The organism is Acinetobacter sp. NBRC 100985 (assembly GCF_000241225.1).
GTDB classification, from domain to species: domain Bacteria; phylum Pseudomonadota; class Gammaproteobacteria; order Pseudomonadales; family Moraxellaceae; genus Acinetobacter; species Acinetobacter venetianus.
The window spans coordinates 57482-73734 of record NZ_BAEB01000001.1; the positions used below are offsets into that span (position 1 = coordinate 57482).

Annotated in this window: 13 protein-coding genes and 1 pseudogene; 10 read left to right on the forward strand and 4 right to left on the reverse strand. The window is 40.6% G+C overall.

Annotated features, from left to right (window positions below; translation table 11 throughout):
• Nucleotides 1–12 precede the first annotated feature (12 nt).
• The 3 genes from ACT4_RS00285 to galE are packed head-to-tail and all read left to right on the forward strand — an operon-like array spanning nucleotide 13 to nucleotide 3957.
• Nucleotides 13–1272, forward strand: a complete 1260-nt coding sequence (locus ACT4_RS00285; RefSeq protein WP_007478231.1) for a nucleotide sugar dehydrogenase — start codon at nucleotides 13–15, stop codon at nucleotides 1270–1272.
• Nucleotides 1273–1274: 2 nt separating this feature from the next.
• The gene (gene pgi / locus ACT4_RS00290; RefSeq protein WP_007478233.1) at nucleotides 1275–2948 is read left to right on the forward strand and encodes a glucose-6-phosphate isomerase; all 1674 of its coding nucleotides are present in this window, start codon (nucleotides 1275–1277) and stop codon (nucleotides 2946–2948) included.
• Nucleotides 2941–3957, forward strand: coding sequence for a UDP-glucose 4-epimerase GalE (gene galE / locus ACT4_RS00295; protein ID WP_007478235.1), 1017 nt, complete (start codon nucleotides 2941–2943; stop codon nucleotides 3955–3957). Before pgi ends, galE begins: the two co-directional genes overlap by 8 nt.
• 48 nt (nucleotides 3958–4005) lie before the next feature.
• On the opposite strand, the pseudogene ACT4_RS00300 reads toward galE, so the two are convergent.
• Nucleotides 4006–5375: pseudogene (locus ACT4_RS00300) on the reverse strand (phosphomannomutase CpsG).
• Between the two features lie 477 nt (nucleotides 5376–5852).
• Nucleotides 5853–7058, reverse strand: a complete 1206-nt coding sequence (locus ACT4_RS00305) for an amino acid aminotransferase (RefSeq protein WP_007478241.1) — start codon at nucleotides 7056–7058, stop codon at nucleotides 5853–5855.
• Between the two features lie 440 nt (nucleotides 7059–7498).
• Here ACT4_RS00305 and ACT4_RS00310 point away from each other — a divergent pair, with 440 nt between their 5' ends.
• The 6 genes from ACT4_RS00310 to ACT4_RS16840 all read left to right on the forward strand — a co-directional run bounded on the left by ACT4_RS00310 (nucleotide 7499) and on the right by ACT4_RS16840 (nucleotide 14462).
• Nucleotides 7499–8209: a GntR family transcriptional regulator gene (locus tag ACT4_RS00310; RefSeq protein ID WP_007478243.1), complete on the forward strand. Its 711-nt coding sequence runs from the start codon at nucleotides 7499–7501 to the stop codon at nucleotides 8207–8209.
• Complete coding sequence (gene prpB / locus ACT4_RS00315; RefSeq protein WP_004882090.1) at nucleotides 8202–9083, forward strand: methylisocitrate lyase; 882 nt, start codon at nucleotides 8202–8204, stop codon at nucleotides 9081–9083. Before ACT4_RS00310 ends, prpB begins: the two co-directional genes overlap by 8 nt.
• Before the next feature lie 93 nt (nucleotides 9084–9176).
• The gene (gene prpC / locus ACT4_RS00320) at nucleotides 9177–10334 is read left to right on the forward strand and encodes a 2-methylcitrate synthase (RefSeq protein ID WP_007478247.1); all 1158 of its coding nucleotides are present in this window, start codon (nucleotides 9177–9179) and stop codon (nucleotides 10332–10334) included.
• Nucleotides 10334–12940 (forward strand): Fe/S-dependent 2-methylisocitrate dehydratase AcnD, encoded by a 2607-nt coding sequence (gene acnD / locus ACT4_RS00325; protein ID WP_007478249.1) that lies wholly within the window; start codon nucleotides 10334–10336, stop codon nucleotides 12938–12940. The genes prpC and acnD overlap by 1 nt, the downstream gene beginning before the upstream one ends.
• A 153-nt stretch (nucleotides 12941–13093) precedes the next feature.
• Complete coding sequence (locus ACT4_RS00330; protein WP_007478251.1) at nucleotides 13094–13747, forward strand: hypothetical protein; 654 nt, start codon at nucleotides 13094–13096, stop codon at nucleotides 13745–13747.
• 571 nt (nucleotides 13748–14318) lie between these two features.
• Nucleotides 14319–14462 carry a zinc ribbon-containing protein gene (locus ACT4_RS16840; RefSeq protein ID WP_004637424.1) on the forward strand — a complete coding sequence of 48 codons (144 nt, stop codon included), beginning with the start codon at nucleotides 14319–14321 and terminating at the stop codon, nucleotides 14460–14462.
• A gap of 118 nt (nucleotides 14463–14580) precedes the next feature.
• On the opposite strand, the gene ACT4_RS00335 is transcribed toward ACT4_RS16840, so the two are convergent.
• On the reverse strand, nucleotides 14581–15057 hold the full coding sequence (locus ACT4_RS00335) for a DUF4410 domain-containing protein (RefSeq protein ID WP_007478281.1): 477 nt from the start codon (nucleotides 15055–15057) through the stop codon (nucleotides 14581–14583).
• Between the two features lie 128 nt (nucleotides 15058–15185).
• On the opposite strand from ACT4_RS00335, the gene ACT4_RS00340 reads away from it, so the two are divergent.
• Nucleotides 15186–15764 carry a DUF4126 domain-containing protein gene (locus ACT4_RS00340; RefSeq protein ID WP_007478283.1) on the forward strand — a complete coding sequence of 193 codons (579 nt, stop codon included), beginning with the start codon at nucleotides 15186–15188 and terminating at the stop codon, nucleotides 15762–15764.
• A gap of 65 nt (nucleotides 15765–15829) precedes the next feature.
• Here the strand turns inward: ACT4_RS00340 and ACT4_RS00345 are convergent, their stop codons facing one another.
• A complete protein-coding gene (locus tag ACT4_RS00345; protein WP_007478285.1) occupies nucleotides 15830–16189 on the reverse strand; it encodes a DUF962 domain-containing protein in 360 nt (119 codons plus the stop codon).
• Nucleotides 16190–16253: the final 64 nt, after the last annotated feature.

Sequence of the window (16253 nt, forward strand, 5' to 3'; positions counted from 1 at the left end):
GGGTTAACGGTTATGAAAATTGCAGTTTTTGGCAATACCCTATATGCAGGGGTCATGTCTGCATTACTATCAGAGTCTGGGCACAGTGTTTATTGGTGTTCAAACACCGATGATAAAGAAAACACTGTGCAATATTCATTTCATGATGAAAATGTAAGCCGTTTGCTTGATAAGCAGCTCAACAGTGGTTTTTTATATTATGCGAATTTCAAGTATATTCCACTTGATATTGATGTCTATTTATTCAGTTTTAATCAGACACAAGAGCAGCAAGTTTTAGCGTTATTAACTGAATTGCAGCAACGTCCGATTATTCATCCTAAGCTGATGGTGAATGCATCAACATTTGGTTTGCATAGTACAGAAAAATTTAAGCAAATTTTGCCTGAAGATGAATGGGTTTATCTGCCAGATATTATCCAAGAAGGAAATGCTTTACAGAGTTTCACTCAAGCAAAACAACTCATTGTTGGGTATACAGAGCTATCGGCACAGCAGAAAGTCAAAGAGTTGTTACGCCCATTTTTTCCTTTTGAGCAACAATTTTTATTTATGCCTGTATTAGATGCTGAGTTTACCAAGCTTAGTATTTCAGGCATGTTGGCGACACGCATTAGTTATATTAATGACTTGGCTGTAGTCGCTGAAAAGTTGGGTATTGATATTACTTCGGTTCGCCAAGGGATGGCAGCAGACAACCGTATTGGTACTGCATATCTATCACCTGGTGCGGGTTTTGGCGGAGAAAACTTTTCCCATGATGTATTGACGCTTGCGAATACCGTGGCCAATACAGGAGTAAAGAGCCAGTTGCTTGCTCAAGTTTGGGAAATCAATGAGCAACAAAAAGAAATTTTATTCCGCAAATTATGGAATTATTATCATGGCGACTTGCATGGTAAGACGATTGCAATTTGGGGTGCTTCGTTTAAGGAAAATACCTCAAGCATACAACATTCACCGATTCATTTGATGTTAAAAGCTTTATGGGCGCAGGGCGTTAAAGTGCAATTACATGATCCTCAAGCGCTAGAAGAGATTCAGATGATCTACGGGCAACGTGATGACTTGATACTTTGTCAGCAGCAGTATGAAGCGCTTGAAAATGCACATGGGTTGTGTGTGCTTACTGCATGGAAACAATATTGGAGTCCTGATTTTAAACAAATGATGCAACGTATGGCTCATCCTTTGGTTTTAGATGGCCGTAATATTTATGATCCCCAATATGTCAAAGCACAACAGTTTGCTTATATGGGGGTGGGGCGTTGATAATGAATTATAAGCAGCCTTTGATAGTTAAAAGCCAGCAACAAGCACTTTCAGCGTTGTGCAACCTTAAAATGCAAACCCAAGACACGCACTTGAATCAATTTTTCTCAGATGATTCAGGGCGCTTCGAGCGCTTTTCAGTCGAACAAGAGCAAATCGTCTTAGATTTCAGTAAGCATCGTATTGATCAAAATGTTTTAAATGGACTTGTTGATTTAGCCCATGCTCAAGACTTAACGCAATGGATCAAAAGATTATTTTCTCTTGAAGAGATTAACTATACTGAGCAACGTGCAGCAATGCATTGGGCTTTACGTGTGCCTGAGCAAAATCAGCAAGTACTTCCTGACGTTACGGCACAAGTTCATACTCAATTAGAGCGGATGTATAGCTTAGTTGAGAAAATTCATGCAGGCCAATATCGTGGTGCAACAGGTGAAGTAATTCAGGATGTGGTGAATATTGGGGTCGGTGGCTCTGATCTTGGTCCATTGATGGTCACACATGCGCTTTCGGATTTTAAAGTTGCAACTGCTAAGCCTTTAGATGTTCATTTTGTATCGACGATGGATGGTAGTCAGCTCTCTGACTTGCTGCATCAACTTCGACCAGAAACAACCTTATTTATTATTTCATCGAAGTCCTTTGGTACGATTGATACGCTGTCGAATGCACAAACTGTACGTCAATGGTTAGAAAAAGCTTTAGGTAAAAATAGTCATGTGCTGAAGCATCACTTTATTGGTGTATCAACCAAACCGGATAAGATGTCTGAGTGGGGTATTGCACCAGAAAATCAGTTATTACTTTGGGATTGGGTCGGCGGTCGATATTCACTTTGGTCATGCATTGGTTTACCGATCGCATTAACTGTGGGTATCGATGGTTTCAAACAATTGTTGTCAGGTGCATATGCCATTGATCAGCATTTTCAAACGGCACCGTTTGCTCAAAATATTCCTGTTTTAATTGGGTTGTTAGGTGTTTGGAATAATAATTTTCTAGATATTCAAACACATGCAGTACTCCCTTATGATGGGCGGCTCAAATATTTTGCTGCTTATTTGCAGCAGCTGGAAATGGAGTCGAATGGTAAGTCAACGCAAAGAAGTGGTGAAAAAGTTGATTCCGCGACTTGTCCAATTGTTTGGGGAGAGGTCGGGCCGAATGCACAACATGCTTTTTATCAGCTCCTTCATCAAGGCACTCATAAAGTCAGTTGTGATTTTATCGCACCAGTTAAACGATACAATGCAAATCAATTTACTTATGCTGAAAATGCAGAAGCTTTGATTGAGCAACATCATTTGGCATTATCAAACTGCTTAGCTCAGTCGCGTTTATTAGCGTTCGGTAATCAAGCATTAACAACTGATGCAATTGAAGGTTTACCTACTTACAAACAATATGAAGGCAATCAGCCAAGTTCAACGATTTTATTAAAAGAGCTCAATCCCTATAGTTTGGGAATGTTGATTGCGACTTACGAACATAAAGTTTTTGTACAGTCGGTGTTATGGAACATTAATCCTTTTGACCAATGGGGTGTTGAAAAGGGCAAAGAAATTGCCAATCAATTGCTACCTATTCTTAATTGTGAACAAGAAGATTTATCTACATTCGATGCATCAACTCAAGGCTTACTTAAAATCTTATTAGGGAAAACCAATGGCTAGGATTTTAGTTACTGGTGGTGCGGGTTATATCGGTTCGCATACTTGTATTGAGTTGTTGAATGCAGGACATGAGGTGATCGCATTTGATAACTTGTCGAATAGCTCTGAAGAGTCTTTGAGACGAGTACAAGTACTGACTAACGAGAGTTTGGTTTTTATTAAGGGCGATATTCGAAATCAGCATGAATTAGATCAGGTATTTCATGACTATCAAATTGATGCTGTGATTCATTTTGCTGGTTTAAAAGCGGTTGGAGAAAGCCAACTGATTCCATTGACTTATTTTGATCATAATATTATGGGTAGTATTCAGTTGATCAAAGCGATGGAGAAAGCTAGTGTATTTAGATTGATTTTTAGTTCATCCGCTACAGTTTATGATGAAATAAATATTTCACCGTTGACAGAGACGATGATGACAGGAATGCCTAGTAATAACTATGGCTATACTAAGTTAGTGATTGAACAGATGCTAGAGAAAGTAGCACAAGCGGATGTCAGATGGTCAATTGCCTTACTTCGTTATTTCAACCCTGTTGGTGCGCATAAAAGTGGGCAAATTGGTGAAGATCCTCAAGGTGTTCCTAATAATTTAATGCCGTATGTCACACAAGTTGCAGTGGGGCGTCTTGAAAAGCTCGCCATTTTTGGTAATGACTATCCGACTAAGGATGGAACTTGTGAAAGAGACTTCATCCATGTCGTTGATTTGGCGAAGGCACATGTATTTGCAGTCATCAATCGATTAAAGCAAACTGGCTGCCGAGCATGGAATATTGGTACAGGTGTGCCTATTTCTGTCTTGCAAATCAAAGAAACTTTTGAAAAGGTCAATGGCGTAGAAATCCCCACAGCATTTGTAGAACGTAGAGCGGGTGATTTAGCGGCTTTTTATGCAGATGCAACTCGTGCAGAGCAGGAACTAGGTTGGAAACCGCAATATTCTTTGGAAGATATGTTGGCTGACAGTTGGAATTGGCAAAAACAGAATCCAAATGGTTATAACTGAACCATTTAAAACAAAAAAGGAGCAAATTGCTCCTTTTTTATTCGGGCATTAACCTTGAATCAATCTCGTTAATTCATCGACATAATGTTGCATTGGTTTTGGATTTTTGTCTGCGCGACTTTCGATATTCAGTCGAAGCAATGGCTCAGTATTCGATGCACGTACGTTTAAACGCCATGCGCCAAAATCGAGACTGACACCATCTGTACGGTCTACTTGTGGATTTTGGTCGGCATAATGATCAAAAATCTTTTGTACTGTTGCTTGTGTGTCTGCAACTTTAAAGTTGATTTCACCGCTACATGGGAACTTCGCAATCATATTTTCAACTAATGACGAAAGCGATTGTCCTGTTTCTGAGAGAAGGGCAATGGCCAGTAACCAAGGAATCATGCCACTATCGCAATAAGCAAAATCACGGAAATAGTGATGTGCACTCATTTCACCGCCGTATACTGCATTGTGTTCGCGCATTACATCTTTAATAAAAGCATGTCCTGATTTGGATTGAACAGCGATACCTTGGTATTGTTCTACGATATCAAAGGTATTCCAAACTAGGCGTGGGTCATGCACAATTTTTTCGCCAGATTGTTTGATCAAGAATGCTTGTGCCAGTAAGCCAACAATGTAATAGCCTTCGATGAATTGACCTTTCTCATCAAATAAGAAGCAGCGATCAAAATCGCCATCCCATGCAATGCCCATATCTGCATTGTGCGCAAGCACAGCATCGCGGGTGCTATCTCGGTTTTCAATTAAAATTGGATTCGGAATTCCATTAGGGAAAGTTCCATCGGCTTCATGATGAATTTTGATAAACTCAACAGGAATATCGAGCTGTTGGAACTTTTGTTCAATCGCATCAATCACATGACCTGCCGCACCATTACCCGCATTCACCACAAGTTTGAGTGGTTTAATTTTTTGCGGATCAATATAAGTCAGTAAATGATCAACGAATTCAGGCAAGATATTATAGTTTTCAGTCGAACCTTTATGCTCAACGTCTGCAAAATTGCCTGATTCTGCAAGGGTTTGAATGTCTTTTAAACCAGTTTCTGCACTGATTGGGCGTGCATTTTCACGAACCAATTTCATGCCATTGTAGTCCATTGGATTATGGCTAGCCGTCACTTCAATGCCACCTTGTACATCAAGATGGAAAGCGCCGAAATAAACTTCTTCAGTGCCTGTCATACCTAAATCAAGGACATTCACACCCGCATCATTTAAACCGCGAATAGTTGCTTGTTTTAATCCTTCGCTGCTTAAACGAATGTCGCAGCCAATGACGATTTTTTAGGTTGGTAGATTTGCCCATAGGCACGACCAATGTTATAGGCGATTTCTTCGTTCAGTTCTGTACCTAATTTTCCGCGAATATCATACGCTTTGAAGCAAGTCAGTTGAGTCATTTTGAAAAGTGCTGTTGTGTGTGAATGCCTTGCAGTATACAAAGAGATGGGGGAGTTGAACACTCACATATATGCGTCTAATGAAGATCAAATTTGATAGATATGCTCATGTTTACTTGTTTAAGAATAAAAAGGAACAGCCTAATTGACTGTGAGTAGCAAATTATTTTTGTATAGGCATTGCCTGACTTTTAGGGAGGCAAAAGTAACAAAAAACCTTGCGCAGCTTTAGTCGCTGCTCATGGACTGACAGCACATCCTGAACAATTTCAAAGCACTGCTTTGAAAGTAGCGCAAGGCAGTCCAACCAGTCGGTATTCATACCGGACTACTACGGTAGCAAGCAAGGTCTGGATTTAAATTAAGGATAAGAGCTTGGGCTTAATAAGGCAGTGAAAACAAAAAAGGTTGTTTCACGTGAAACAACCTTTTTTGATCCATAAAGTCTCCCTTTTAAAAGGGAGATTTAGAGGGATTTTAAGCTGACTTTGCTAGAACTTCAGCCATTGCTTTGGCAACTTTATAAACATTGTTCATGTTTAAACCAGCCACACAAATACGACCACTACGAACTAAGTAGATCGCATATTCTTCACGTAATGTATCGACTTGTTCAGCCGTTAAACCTGTATAGCTAAACATCCCTTTTTGATTCACAAGATAGCTAAAGTCACGATCAGGTAAGGCTTTAGTCAACTCATCTTTTAAGATGCTACGCATTTTAATAATACGCTCACGCATCTCTTTGACTTCGCCCTGCCATTGTTGGTTGAGATCGGCGTCATTGAGTACTTGATCAACCAACCATGCACCTGTTGTTGGTGGGCTAGAGTAGATACGACGTACTGTTGCTTTTAACTGGCCGAATGTGCATTTTGCGGCTTCAGCATCATCACATACGAAGGTTAAACCACCAACGCGCTCACCATACAGTGAGAAAATTTTAGAGAACGAGTTGCTGACAATAAAGTTCAAGCCCGCTTGGTCTAAAGCACGGATTGCATAAGCATCTTGTTCCATACCATCGCCAAAGCCTTGATAAGCAATGTCGAGGAATGGAATCAGGTTACGCTCTTTTAATACTGCAATCACTTGATCCCATTGTGCTGGATTTAAATCCGCGCCTGTCGGGTTGTGGCAGCAAGGGTGTAATAACACGATGCTTTGCTCTGGCAAAGTTTTTAATGTTGACAACATACCGTCAAAATCAACACCACGTGTCTCGGCATCAAAATATGGATAGAAGTTGCTCTTGATGCCTGCACCGTTGAAGATCGCAACGTGATTATCCCACGTTGGTTGGCTCACCCAAACTTCTGAATTTGGGAAATAAGTTTTTAAGAAATCTGCACCGACTTTTAATGCACCTGAACCACCCAAAGTTTGAATGGTAGCAACACGACCTTGTTGAATTGCTGGGCTATTTGCACCAAACAATAATGCTTGAATCGCATCACGGTATGGTTTGAAGCCTTCCATTGGGAGATAAAGTTTGGTTTTATCATTTTTAGGCGCAATACGTTTTTGAGCTTCGATAATGGTATCAAGCTGAGGAACGATACTGTCTTCGTTATAGTACAAACCAATACTCAGGTTAACCTTTTCAGCGCGAGAATCAGCATTAAACTGTTCCATTAAAGAGAGGATTGGATCGCCTGCATAAGGTGGGATATGTTGAAACATTAACAATGTCCTTTTATTCAACAAGGTGCATGGATGTGTCTTGAGGAGCGTTGCTCCAGATGCCCAATAATGTACCAATAAAGCGATGATGAAGCACGCTGTTATTTACATCTAGTGCAGTATTTACTTACAAATTTCATGGTAAATGGATCAATTATAGAGATTGTCTACAATCAAGCTGTCATACCATGGTCTTAGGATAAAGCCTAGTCAGAGTCAAAAAACGGAATAACCTAAATCAAAGAATAAAAAATTCATGCTACTAACTCATTGTTATGTAATTAAATTATTTATTTTTTCTTTATTTGTCGGGTGTTGTAAACGTTGTATCTAGATTATAGGGTTGACTGAGGAAGTCTGTTTTATTGTCGACAATCCTATTGCATTATTTCTATTATCCCGTTATAAAATCATCAAAAACTGTAGAGATTGTCGACAATATGCAAGATACCCTTGTTCCTCAAGCCATCAGCACAAGTCAGGGAATGACCCTGACGGAACATGTATTTAAGCAAATTCAATCGGCGATAGTATTAGGACAAATTCCTGCGGGCAGTAAGATTTCTGAGCCTGAGTTAGCACGTATTTATGGCATTAGCCGTGGCCCGCTACGTGAGGCGATCCATCGTCTCGAAGGTCAAAAACTGGTTGAGCGTACCGCCCATGTCGGTGCACGTGTTGTTTCATTGTCACTACAACAATTTAAAGAACTGTACCAAGTGCGTGCATCCTTAGAAGGTCTAGCTTGTAAACTCGCTGCACAGCATATTGATAAAAAACAAATTCTAGCCTTACGTGATGTATTGCGTATGCATGCCGAAGATGAAAACTTTAAAGCAGGTAAGGGTTATTACTTGCAAGAAGGCCAAGACGATTTCCATTACTGCATTATCAAAAGCAGTGGCAATAAAACCTTAGAAAAAATGTTATGTGATGAGCTTTATCACCTCATCCGAATGTATCGAATTCAATTTTCAAATACCCCAGATCGACCAAGTAAAGCTTGGGACGAACATATCCGCATATTAGATGCGATCGCTGAGGGTGATGGTGAATTGGCTGAAATGCTGATGCACCGTCACATCAATGCATCCTACAAAATTGTTGAGCAAACATTGCTGCAAACTCAAGGAGAACATCAACATGGCTAAATCTGCTGGTCAGCTATTCCGCGACGCGGTCGCAAATGAAAAACCATTACAAGTGGTCGGTGCGATTAACGCCAATCATGCATTGTTAGCAAAACGTGCAGGCTATAAAGCAATTTATTTGTCTGGTGGTGGTGTGGCTGCTGGTTCGTTGGGCTTACCTGATTTGGGTATTAGCAACCTTGATGATGTATTGACGGATGTACGCCGTATTACCGATGTGTGTGACCTACCGTTATTGGTTGATGTGGATACTGGTTTTGGAGCTTCAGCATTTAATATCGCACGTACCACTAAATCAATGATTAAGTTCGGTGCAGCAGCAATGCACATCGAAGACCAAGTCGGTGCAAAACGTTGTGGTCATCGTCCAAATAAAGCAATCGTCACACAACAAGAAATGGTGGATCGTATCAAAGCGGCAGTGGATGCACGTACTGATGAAAATTTTGTGATCATGGCGCGTACCGATGCTTTAGCGGTAGAAGGTTTACAAGCTGCGATTGATCGTGCAGGGGCATATATTGAAGCAGGTGCGGATATGTTGTTCCCTGAAGCAATCACTGAATTAGCGATGTACAAGCAATTTGCTGATCTCACCAAAGTGCCAGTATTAGCGAATATCACAGAATTTGGTTCTACACCATTGTTTACGACTGAAGAATTGGCTTCTGCGGATGTGAGCATTGCGTTGTACCCACTCTCAGCATTCCGTGCGATGAACAAAGCAGCAGAAAATGTCTATGAGACGTTGCGTAAAGAAGGCACACAGAAGAACGTAGTCGACACTATGCAAACCCGTCAAGAATTGTATGAACGCATTAACTATCACGCGTTTGAACAGTATCTTGACGCATCATTTGAAAAAGCAAAATAAGAAATCCCCCTAAATCTCCCTTTGGAAAGGGAGGGCTAGGGAGGGATTTTAGAACTCATAATTCACATAGAAAGAACAGAAAAGGACAATCTTATGAGCAGTAATGAAACTCCAACAGGCTTCAAGCCAAAAAAATCAGTTGCATTAAGTGGTCAAGTTGCAGGTAATACGGCACTTTGTACCGTAGGTCGTAGTGGTAATGACTTGCACTACCGTGGTTACGATATTCTTGACCTTGCAGTGGGTAGTGAATTTGAAGAAGTTGCACATTTGCTTGTACATGGCAAACTGCCAAACAAAGCTGAGTTGAAAGCGTATAAAGCAAAACTTAAAGCACTTCGTGGCTTACCAGCAGCATTAAAAACTGCACTTGAGCAGTTACCTCCATCTGCACACCCAATGGACGTCATGCGTACAGGTGTATCAGTTCTCGGTTGTTTAACACCTGAACATGAAGACCACAATGAAGCAGGCGCAAAAGACATCGCTGACAAATTAATGGCAAGCTTGGGTTCAATGTTGTTGTATTGGTATCACTTCAGCAATAACGGTCGTCGTATCGAAGTGGAAACCAATGATGACTCAATCGCTGCGCATTTCCTCCATTTACTTCATGGCGAAGCGCCATCTGAAGAATGGATTCAAGCGATGCATACCTCTTTGATTCTGTATGCAGAGCATGAATTCAACGCTTCTACATTTACTTCACGTGTTGTTGCAGGTACAGGTTCAGACATGTACTCAGCAATTACAGGTGGTATTGGTGCGTTGCGTGGTCCAAAACATGGTGGTGCTAACGAAGTTGCATTCGTGATTCAACAACGTTATGACAACGCAGACGAAGCAGAAGCAGACATCCGTAGCCGTGTAGAGAAAAAAGAAGTTGTGATCGGTTTTGGTCATCCTGTCTATACCGTTTCTGATCCACGTAACGAAGTGATCAAGAAAGTGGCGCGTGAACTTGCTGAAGCACAAGAAAATACCAAGATGTATCTGATCGCTGAGCGTTTAGAAGCAGTGATGAAAGAAGTGAAGAACATGTTCCCGAACCTCGACTGGTTCAGTGCGGTGAGCTATCACTTAATGGGTGTTCCAACAGCTATGTTCACACCATTATTCGTGATTGCACGTACAGCAGGTTGGTCAGCGCACGTGATTGAACAACGTCAAGACGGCAAGATCATTCGTCCAAGCGCGAACTATACTGGCCCTGAAAACTTAGAATTCAAACCATTGGCGGAGCGTGGTTAATGTCAAATCAATACCGTAAACCGCTGGCAGGTACCCAGCTCGAATACTATGACGTGCGTCAAGCCGTTGAAGATATTCAGCCAGGCGCATACGAGACCTTGCCATACACCTCTAAAGTGTTGGCAGAGCAGCTTGTACGTAAAGCTGATGCAGAAAACTTAACTGATTATTTAAAGCAATTGATTGAACGTCGTCAGGATATGGATTTTCCTTGGTATCCTGCGCGTGTTGTGTGCCATGACATCTTAGGTCAAACAGCACTGGTTGACCTTGCAGGTCTGCGTGATGCGATTGCTGACAAAGGTGGTGATCCTTCCAAAGTGAACCCAGTAGTTCCGACACAGTTGATCGTCGATCACTCTTTGGCAGTGGAATACGGTGGTTTTGATCCTGATGCGTTTGAGAAAAACCGTGCAGTCGAAGATCGTCGCAATGAAGACCGTTTCCACTTTATTGAGTGGACTAAAACTGCATTTAAAAATGTCGATGTAATCCCTGCGGGTAACGGCATTATGCACCAAATCAACTTGGAGAAAATGTCTCCAGTGATTCAGGCGCGTGATGGTGTAGCTTACCCAGATACCTGTGTCGGTACAGATTCACATACCCCGCATACTGATGCCTTGGGCGTAATTTCTGTGGGCGTGGGTGGCTTAGAAGCTGAAAACGTGATGTTGGGTCGCGCATCTTGGATGCGTCTGCCAGACATTATTGGGGTTGAGTTTGTGGGTCAGCGTCAAGCGGGCATCACGGCAACCGATATCGTATTGGCACTCACGGAGTTCTTACGTAAAGAGCGTGTGGTGGGTGGCTATCTCGAGTTCTTCGGTGAAGGTGCTGACAGCATGTCTGTGGGCGACCGTGCCACGATTTCGAACATGACACCTGAATATGGCGCAACTGCGGCGATGTTCTACATCGATCAAAATACCATTGATTATTTACGCCTGACAGGTCGTGAAGATGCACAAGTGGCATTGGTTGAGCAATATGCGAAAGAAATCGGTCTTTGGTCATCGGATATGACCAAAGCGCAGTACCCACGCGTACTTCGTTTCGATCTTTCAACAGTGACGCGTAACATTGCAGGGCCATCAAACCCACATGCACGCGTATCGACGGCTGACTTGAAAGAGAAAGGTATTGCAGGTGTGGTTGAAAACCGTACGGATGGTTTAATGCCTGATGGCGCGATCATCATTGCAGCGATTACCTCTTGTACCAATACCTCAAACCCACGTAACACAGTGGCAGCGGGTCTATTGGCACGTAAAGCCAATGAACTTGGCTTAGTGCGTAAACCTTGGGTGAAATCATCATTTGCACCGGGTTCTAAAGCGGCTGCGTTGTATCTTGAAGAAGCTGGCGTACTGAAAGACCTAGAAAAACTTGGTTTTGGTATCGTGGCGTATGCATGTACTACGTGTAATGGTATGTCAGGTGCACTTGATCCAGTGATTCAACAAGAAATCATTGACCGTGACCTATATGCGACAGCGGTACTTTCGGGTAACCGTAACTTCGATGGTCGTATCCATCCTTATGCAAAACAAGCGTTCTTGGCATCGCCTCCACTTGTGGTAGCGTATGCGATTGCAGGGACAATTCGTTTTGACATCGAAAAAGATGCACTGGGTACAGACAAAGATGGTCATCCAATTTACCTGAAAGATATCTGGCCATCTGATGCTGAAATTGACGCATTGGTCAAAGAAGCGGTGAAGCCTGAACAATTCCGCAAAGTCTACATTCCAATGTTTGACCTTGGTGAATTTGAGCAAGCGGAAAGTCCGTTATACGACTGGCGTCCGCAAAGTACTTACATCCGCCGTCCGCCGTATTGGGAAGGGGCGTTGGCTGCACCACGTACTTTGACCAACATGCGTCCGCTTGCAATTTTGGGTGACAACATCACGACTGACCATTTATCGCCTTCAAATGCAATCTTGATGGATTCGGCGGCAGGTGAATACTTGCACAAAATGGGCGTACCTGAAGAAGACTTCAACTCATATGCGACGCATCGTGGTGACCATTTGACTGCACAACGTGCAACATTTGCCAACCCGAAATTGTTTAATGAAATGGTGGTTCGTTCAGACGGCACGATTAAGCAAGGTTCAAAAGCGCGTGTTGAGCCTGAAGGCGAAGTGATGCGTATGTGGGAAGCGATTGAAACTTACATGAACCGTAAGCAGCCGTTGATCATTGTTGCGGGTGCGGATTATGGTCAGGGTTCAAGTCGTGACTGGGCAGCGAAAGGTGTTCGTCTTGCAGGTGTTGAAGCGATTGTGGCTGAAGGTTTTGAGCGTATTCACCGTACTAACTTAGTGGGTATGGGTGTTTTACCGCTTGAGTTTAAAGCGGGTGTGAATCGTAAAACATTAGGTTTGGATGGTACTGAGCTGTATAGCGTAATTGGTAATATTGCACCGCGTTCGACGTTAACTTTAGTGATTGAGCGCGCCACAGCAGATGGTAAAGAAGAGATTGTTGAAGTGCCTGTAACTTGCCGTTTAGATACAGAAGAAGAAGTTTCTGTTTATGAAGCAGGTGGTGTATTACAGCGTTTTGCACAAGACTTTTTAGAAGGTCAAGTGGCTTAATACTTTAGCTAAAAGTAATTGATATTGTTTAAAAAAGACCCTATCTTGATGATGGGGTTTCTTTAATGTCTAGTTATTGTTTAGATAGTTAAAGTGTACTAATAATATATTTTAGGATGAGATTTTTTCTTATCCACAGTTTTGGTTAATTGTATGAACGATAAAAAAATATTCTATCCTAAATTGCGATTTTTAACTTGTACGATCCTTGCTAACTCTTTAGTGATAGCGGGATGTGCAACTACAAAAGTAAATGGTTACGCGCCATATTCAAAATTTCTAGCCGCACGAGATGTTGTCAGTCAAGACTGCCTTGATATAAATCCGTCGGACAAAGACTATATTAACTACAGGGTTGCAGCTTCAAAACTATTAACGGTTATGAATGTTGATTCAGAACTATATAATCAAACATATAAAACTCTCTATAAAAATACTCGAACAACTTCCAAAGAAGAAAAATCCAATTGGTGTGAAAAATTGCGTTATGACATTGTCAATGAAACAAAAAATTTAGAAGGTGACTATAATGTTGCCTTAGAATCTTTAGAAATAACTCGCAAAGAACGAGCAGAGAAATGGGCAAATGCCATAGAAGCGATAGCTGTTACTATGTTAGTAGTAGGAGTAGGCTATGCTATGAGTTCATCATATCAAACACAGCAATATCAATATATTCCTATGTCATTACCTAGTCCAAATATAAATGGAATACATCGACAACAAAATGTAAATAACTACTTAGTTAATACTCCATCGGGATTGAGACAATGTAGTATAGTTTCAAATTATGTTAGATGTTCTTGATAAGTTTTTGATATTTACAATATTTATTTAAAATTTTTACATTTTTTGTATAAAACCTCAGCTTTAGATTGAGGTTTTTATCGAGAAAAAATGTCTTTATTAAGATAAATACAATTAGGGCTGTATATTTAGAATTATAAATACCTAATTTCCTCATAAAATCTAAGATTTTGATTTGTCGATTAGAAAATAATCACCTTAAGACTTGGATTGACTCTGAACTTAATTGTTATGGCTCCGAAGACTTATTACTAGACTATATATGGGGTTTAAAGGACATTTGCAGGAAATTTTAGGAGCTTCGATAGGAAAAAATGAATATAAGACTCTTTATGAGGAGCTTATCGGTTTTGTTCTAAGTTATTTGACCACTTATAAGTTTACTTGACCATTTATTCTTATGCTATCAAGTTATTTTTCTTGAAATTAATTGAATATATGATGATTATTTAACCAAAGCTAGAATAATCTTCACCTTTCCGACATTATTATTTGTCAGAAAGGTCAATAAATAATCAAAACTATCACGCTATAGTATATGAACCATTTCTAAAATCTATGGAGAACAAAGATGGTAACTGCTGGCGAAAAACCTGGAACTGGCTTCTATTTTTGTGTTCAATGCGGACACCGCACCTATTTAGAAATTGGTACTGATCGTTTACCTCCGTGTACCAAATGCCTTGGCAATCAATTCAACAGCAAGAATGCCTAAGCCGCAAACACCAAACAGTTACCCACTGTTTTGATGAAAGCCCTGTCACTCGATAGGGCTTTTTAATGTTTATGTTTAAATAATATAAATTATTAATTTAAAAATACTAACTCTTATATTATTCAAAAATATTAGATTCAACAATTTTCTTAGTAATATCTACTGCTGCATTATCAAGAGTTGCTTTTGCATCTCCTCCAAAAACACCCATGGATAATCTTGCATCAGTTGTTAAAGAGGCAATTTCTTTTCCATCTGCTTTGTTAATTAAATGAGCTTTTACAATGGCTTGAGCTTTTCCAGCACCGAATCCAACAAAATAACGTAATGCTCGGTTGCCTTGGTCAAAATCTAATTCATAAGTAATAATCGTATCATTACTGGTTAAATCATTTTTAATCTTATTTTTTGCTAATTGTTTATTTAGCTGTTGAGTAAAGTATTGCTCAAACTCTTGTTGATTGTTTGGCGTTTCAATTCTATAACTTTGCTGTTTAGTTTCTTTAGCAAAATTATCATTTTTTTTAACTAAGCTATTTGTTGTGCTACATGCTGATAAAGCAAGAGCGATTAGTAATACAGATATTTTTTTCATTACATTCCCCTTATATTAAAATTTTAAAGCAGGGTATATTAATGAAAATATTATTACAAAACTAGAGTTTATTTATATTTAATAAATATTTATAGAGTATAAATAACCTTTAACAATACAGGTATATTATGGAAACAATATTAGGACTCTGTATCGGCGTAGGATTAAGTGCCGCCTGTGGTTTTCGTGTGTTTGTTCCATTATTGGCGATGAGCATTGCAACACTGATGGGATGGTACGAACCCGCACAAGGTTTTGAATGGTTAGCATTGCCTTCAGTCTGTATGGCTTTAGGTTTTGCGACGATCTGTGAAATTGCCGCTTACTATGTGCCGTGGGTGGATAATCTGTTAGATACCATTGCCACGCCTGCCGCAGTTGTCGCGGGAACATTGACCACAATGGCAGTGAGTAGTGGGGAAATGTCACAGTTTGCGACGTGGGCAGCCGCGCTGATCGTAGGTGGCGGAACGGCAGGTGTGGTGCAAATGAGTACGGTCGCTGCACGAGGTTTTTCAACGGCAACCACTGGTGGATTAGGCAATTTTGTGGTGGCAACAGGTGAGTTGATTGGTTCAATCCTATTGTCGATTTTGGCATTTGTGATGCCAGTCGTGATTACGGTTTTGGTGATTATTCTTGTGATTGTAATGGTACGTTGGGTACGTGCTAAAAAGCAGGAACAAATAGGTCATTCAACATCATAAAATTGAAAGACAAGTAGATTACGGAAACTTAAACTGTATTTTCGAGTGAAAGTTTCCACGGTTTATCACCACTTCACACGTTTTAATAAAATATCTTTATACATAATAAAATCGCAAGCAAGGCTAAAAAACGGCTGCTTAAAGGTCGCAGGTTTATTATGCTCATAAAAGAAATGACCGACCCACGCAAAGCCATATCCGACCACAGGTAAAGCCCAAAGTAATTTGGCATTTCCAGTCACAACAGATGCAGCAGCGATACCAATCACGCAGCTTGTCCCTACGAAGTGCAGACGACGACAAGTCGCATTTTCATGTTGCGAAAGATAAAAAGGATAAAATTCAGCTAGGGTTTTATAACGAACATCACTGGCTTCCATTTGCTCAGTATTGTTTTTCATGAGTTCTTGAGTATTGTGAGACATACGACTGCTCCATTCGTTTAAGTCGTATTTATTTTGAACACTCCACCCAAAATGGTCTTGAACG

Coding starts and splice junctions, on each gene's coding strand:
- acnD (WP_007478249.1), top strand. CDS start 10,334: ATGTCAAATCAATACCGTAAACCGCTGGCAGGTACCCAGCTCGAATAC.
- ACT4_RS00330 (WP_007478251.1), top strand. CDS start 13,094: ATGAACGATAAAAAAATATTCTATCCTAAATTGCGATTTTTAACTTGT.
- ACT4_RS00285 (WP_007478231.1), top strand. CDS start 13: ATGAAAATTGCAGTTTTTGGCAATACCCTATATGCAGGGGTCATGTCT.
- prpB (WP_004882090.1), top strand. CDS start 8,202: ATGGCTAAATCTGCTGGTCAGCTATTCCGCGACGCGGTCGCAAATGAA.
- ACT4_RS00305 (WP_007478241.1), bottom strand. CDS start 7,058: ATGTTTCAACATATCCCACCTTATGCAGGCGATCCAATCCTCTCTTTA.
- ACT4_RS00345 (WP_007478285.1), bottom strand. CDS start 16,189: ATGTCTCACAATACTCAAGAACTCATGAAAAACAATACTGAGCAAATG.
- ACT4_RS00310 (WP_007478243.1), top strand. CDS start 7,499: ATGCAAGATACCCTTGTTCCTCAAGCCATCAGCACAAGTCAGGGAATG.
- galE (WP_007478235.1), top strand. CDS start 2,941: ATGGCTAGGATTTTAGTTACTGGTGGTGCGGGTTATATCGGTTCGCAT.
- ACT4_RS00340 (WP_007478283.1), top strand. CDS start 15,186: ATGGAAACAATATTAGGACTCTGTATCGGCGTAGGATTAAGTGCCGCC.
- ACT4_RS16840 (WP_004637424.1), top strand. CDS start 14,319: ATGGTAACTGCTGGCGAAAAACCTGGAACTGGCTTCTATTTTTGTGTT.
- pgi (WP_007478233.1), top strand. CDS start 1,275: ATGAATTATAAGCAGCCTTTGATAGTTAAAAGCCAGCAACAAGCACTT.
- ACT4_RS00335 (WP_007478281.1), bottom strand. CDS start 15,057: ATGAAAAAAATATCTGTATTACTAATCGCTCTTGCTTTATCAGCATGT.
- prpC (WP_007478247.1), top strand. CDS start 9,177: ATGAGCAGTAATGAAACTCCAACAGGCTTCAAGCCAAAAAAATCAGTT.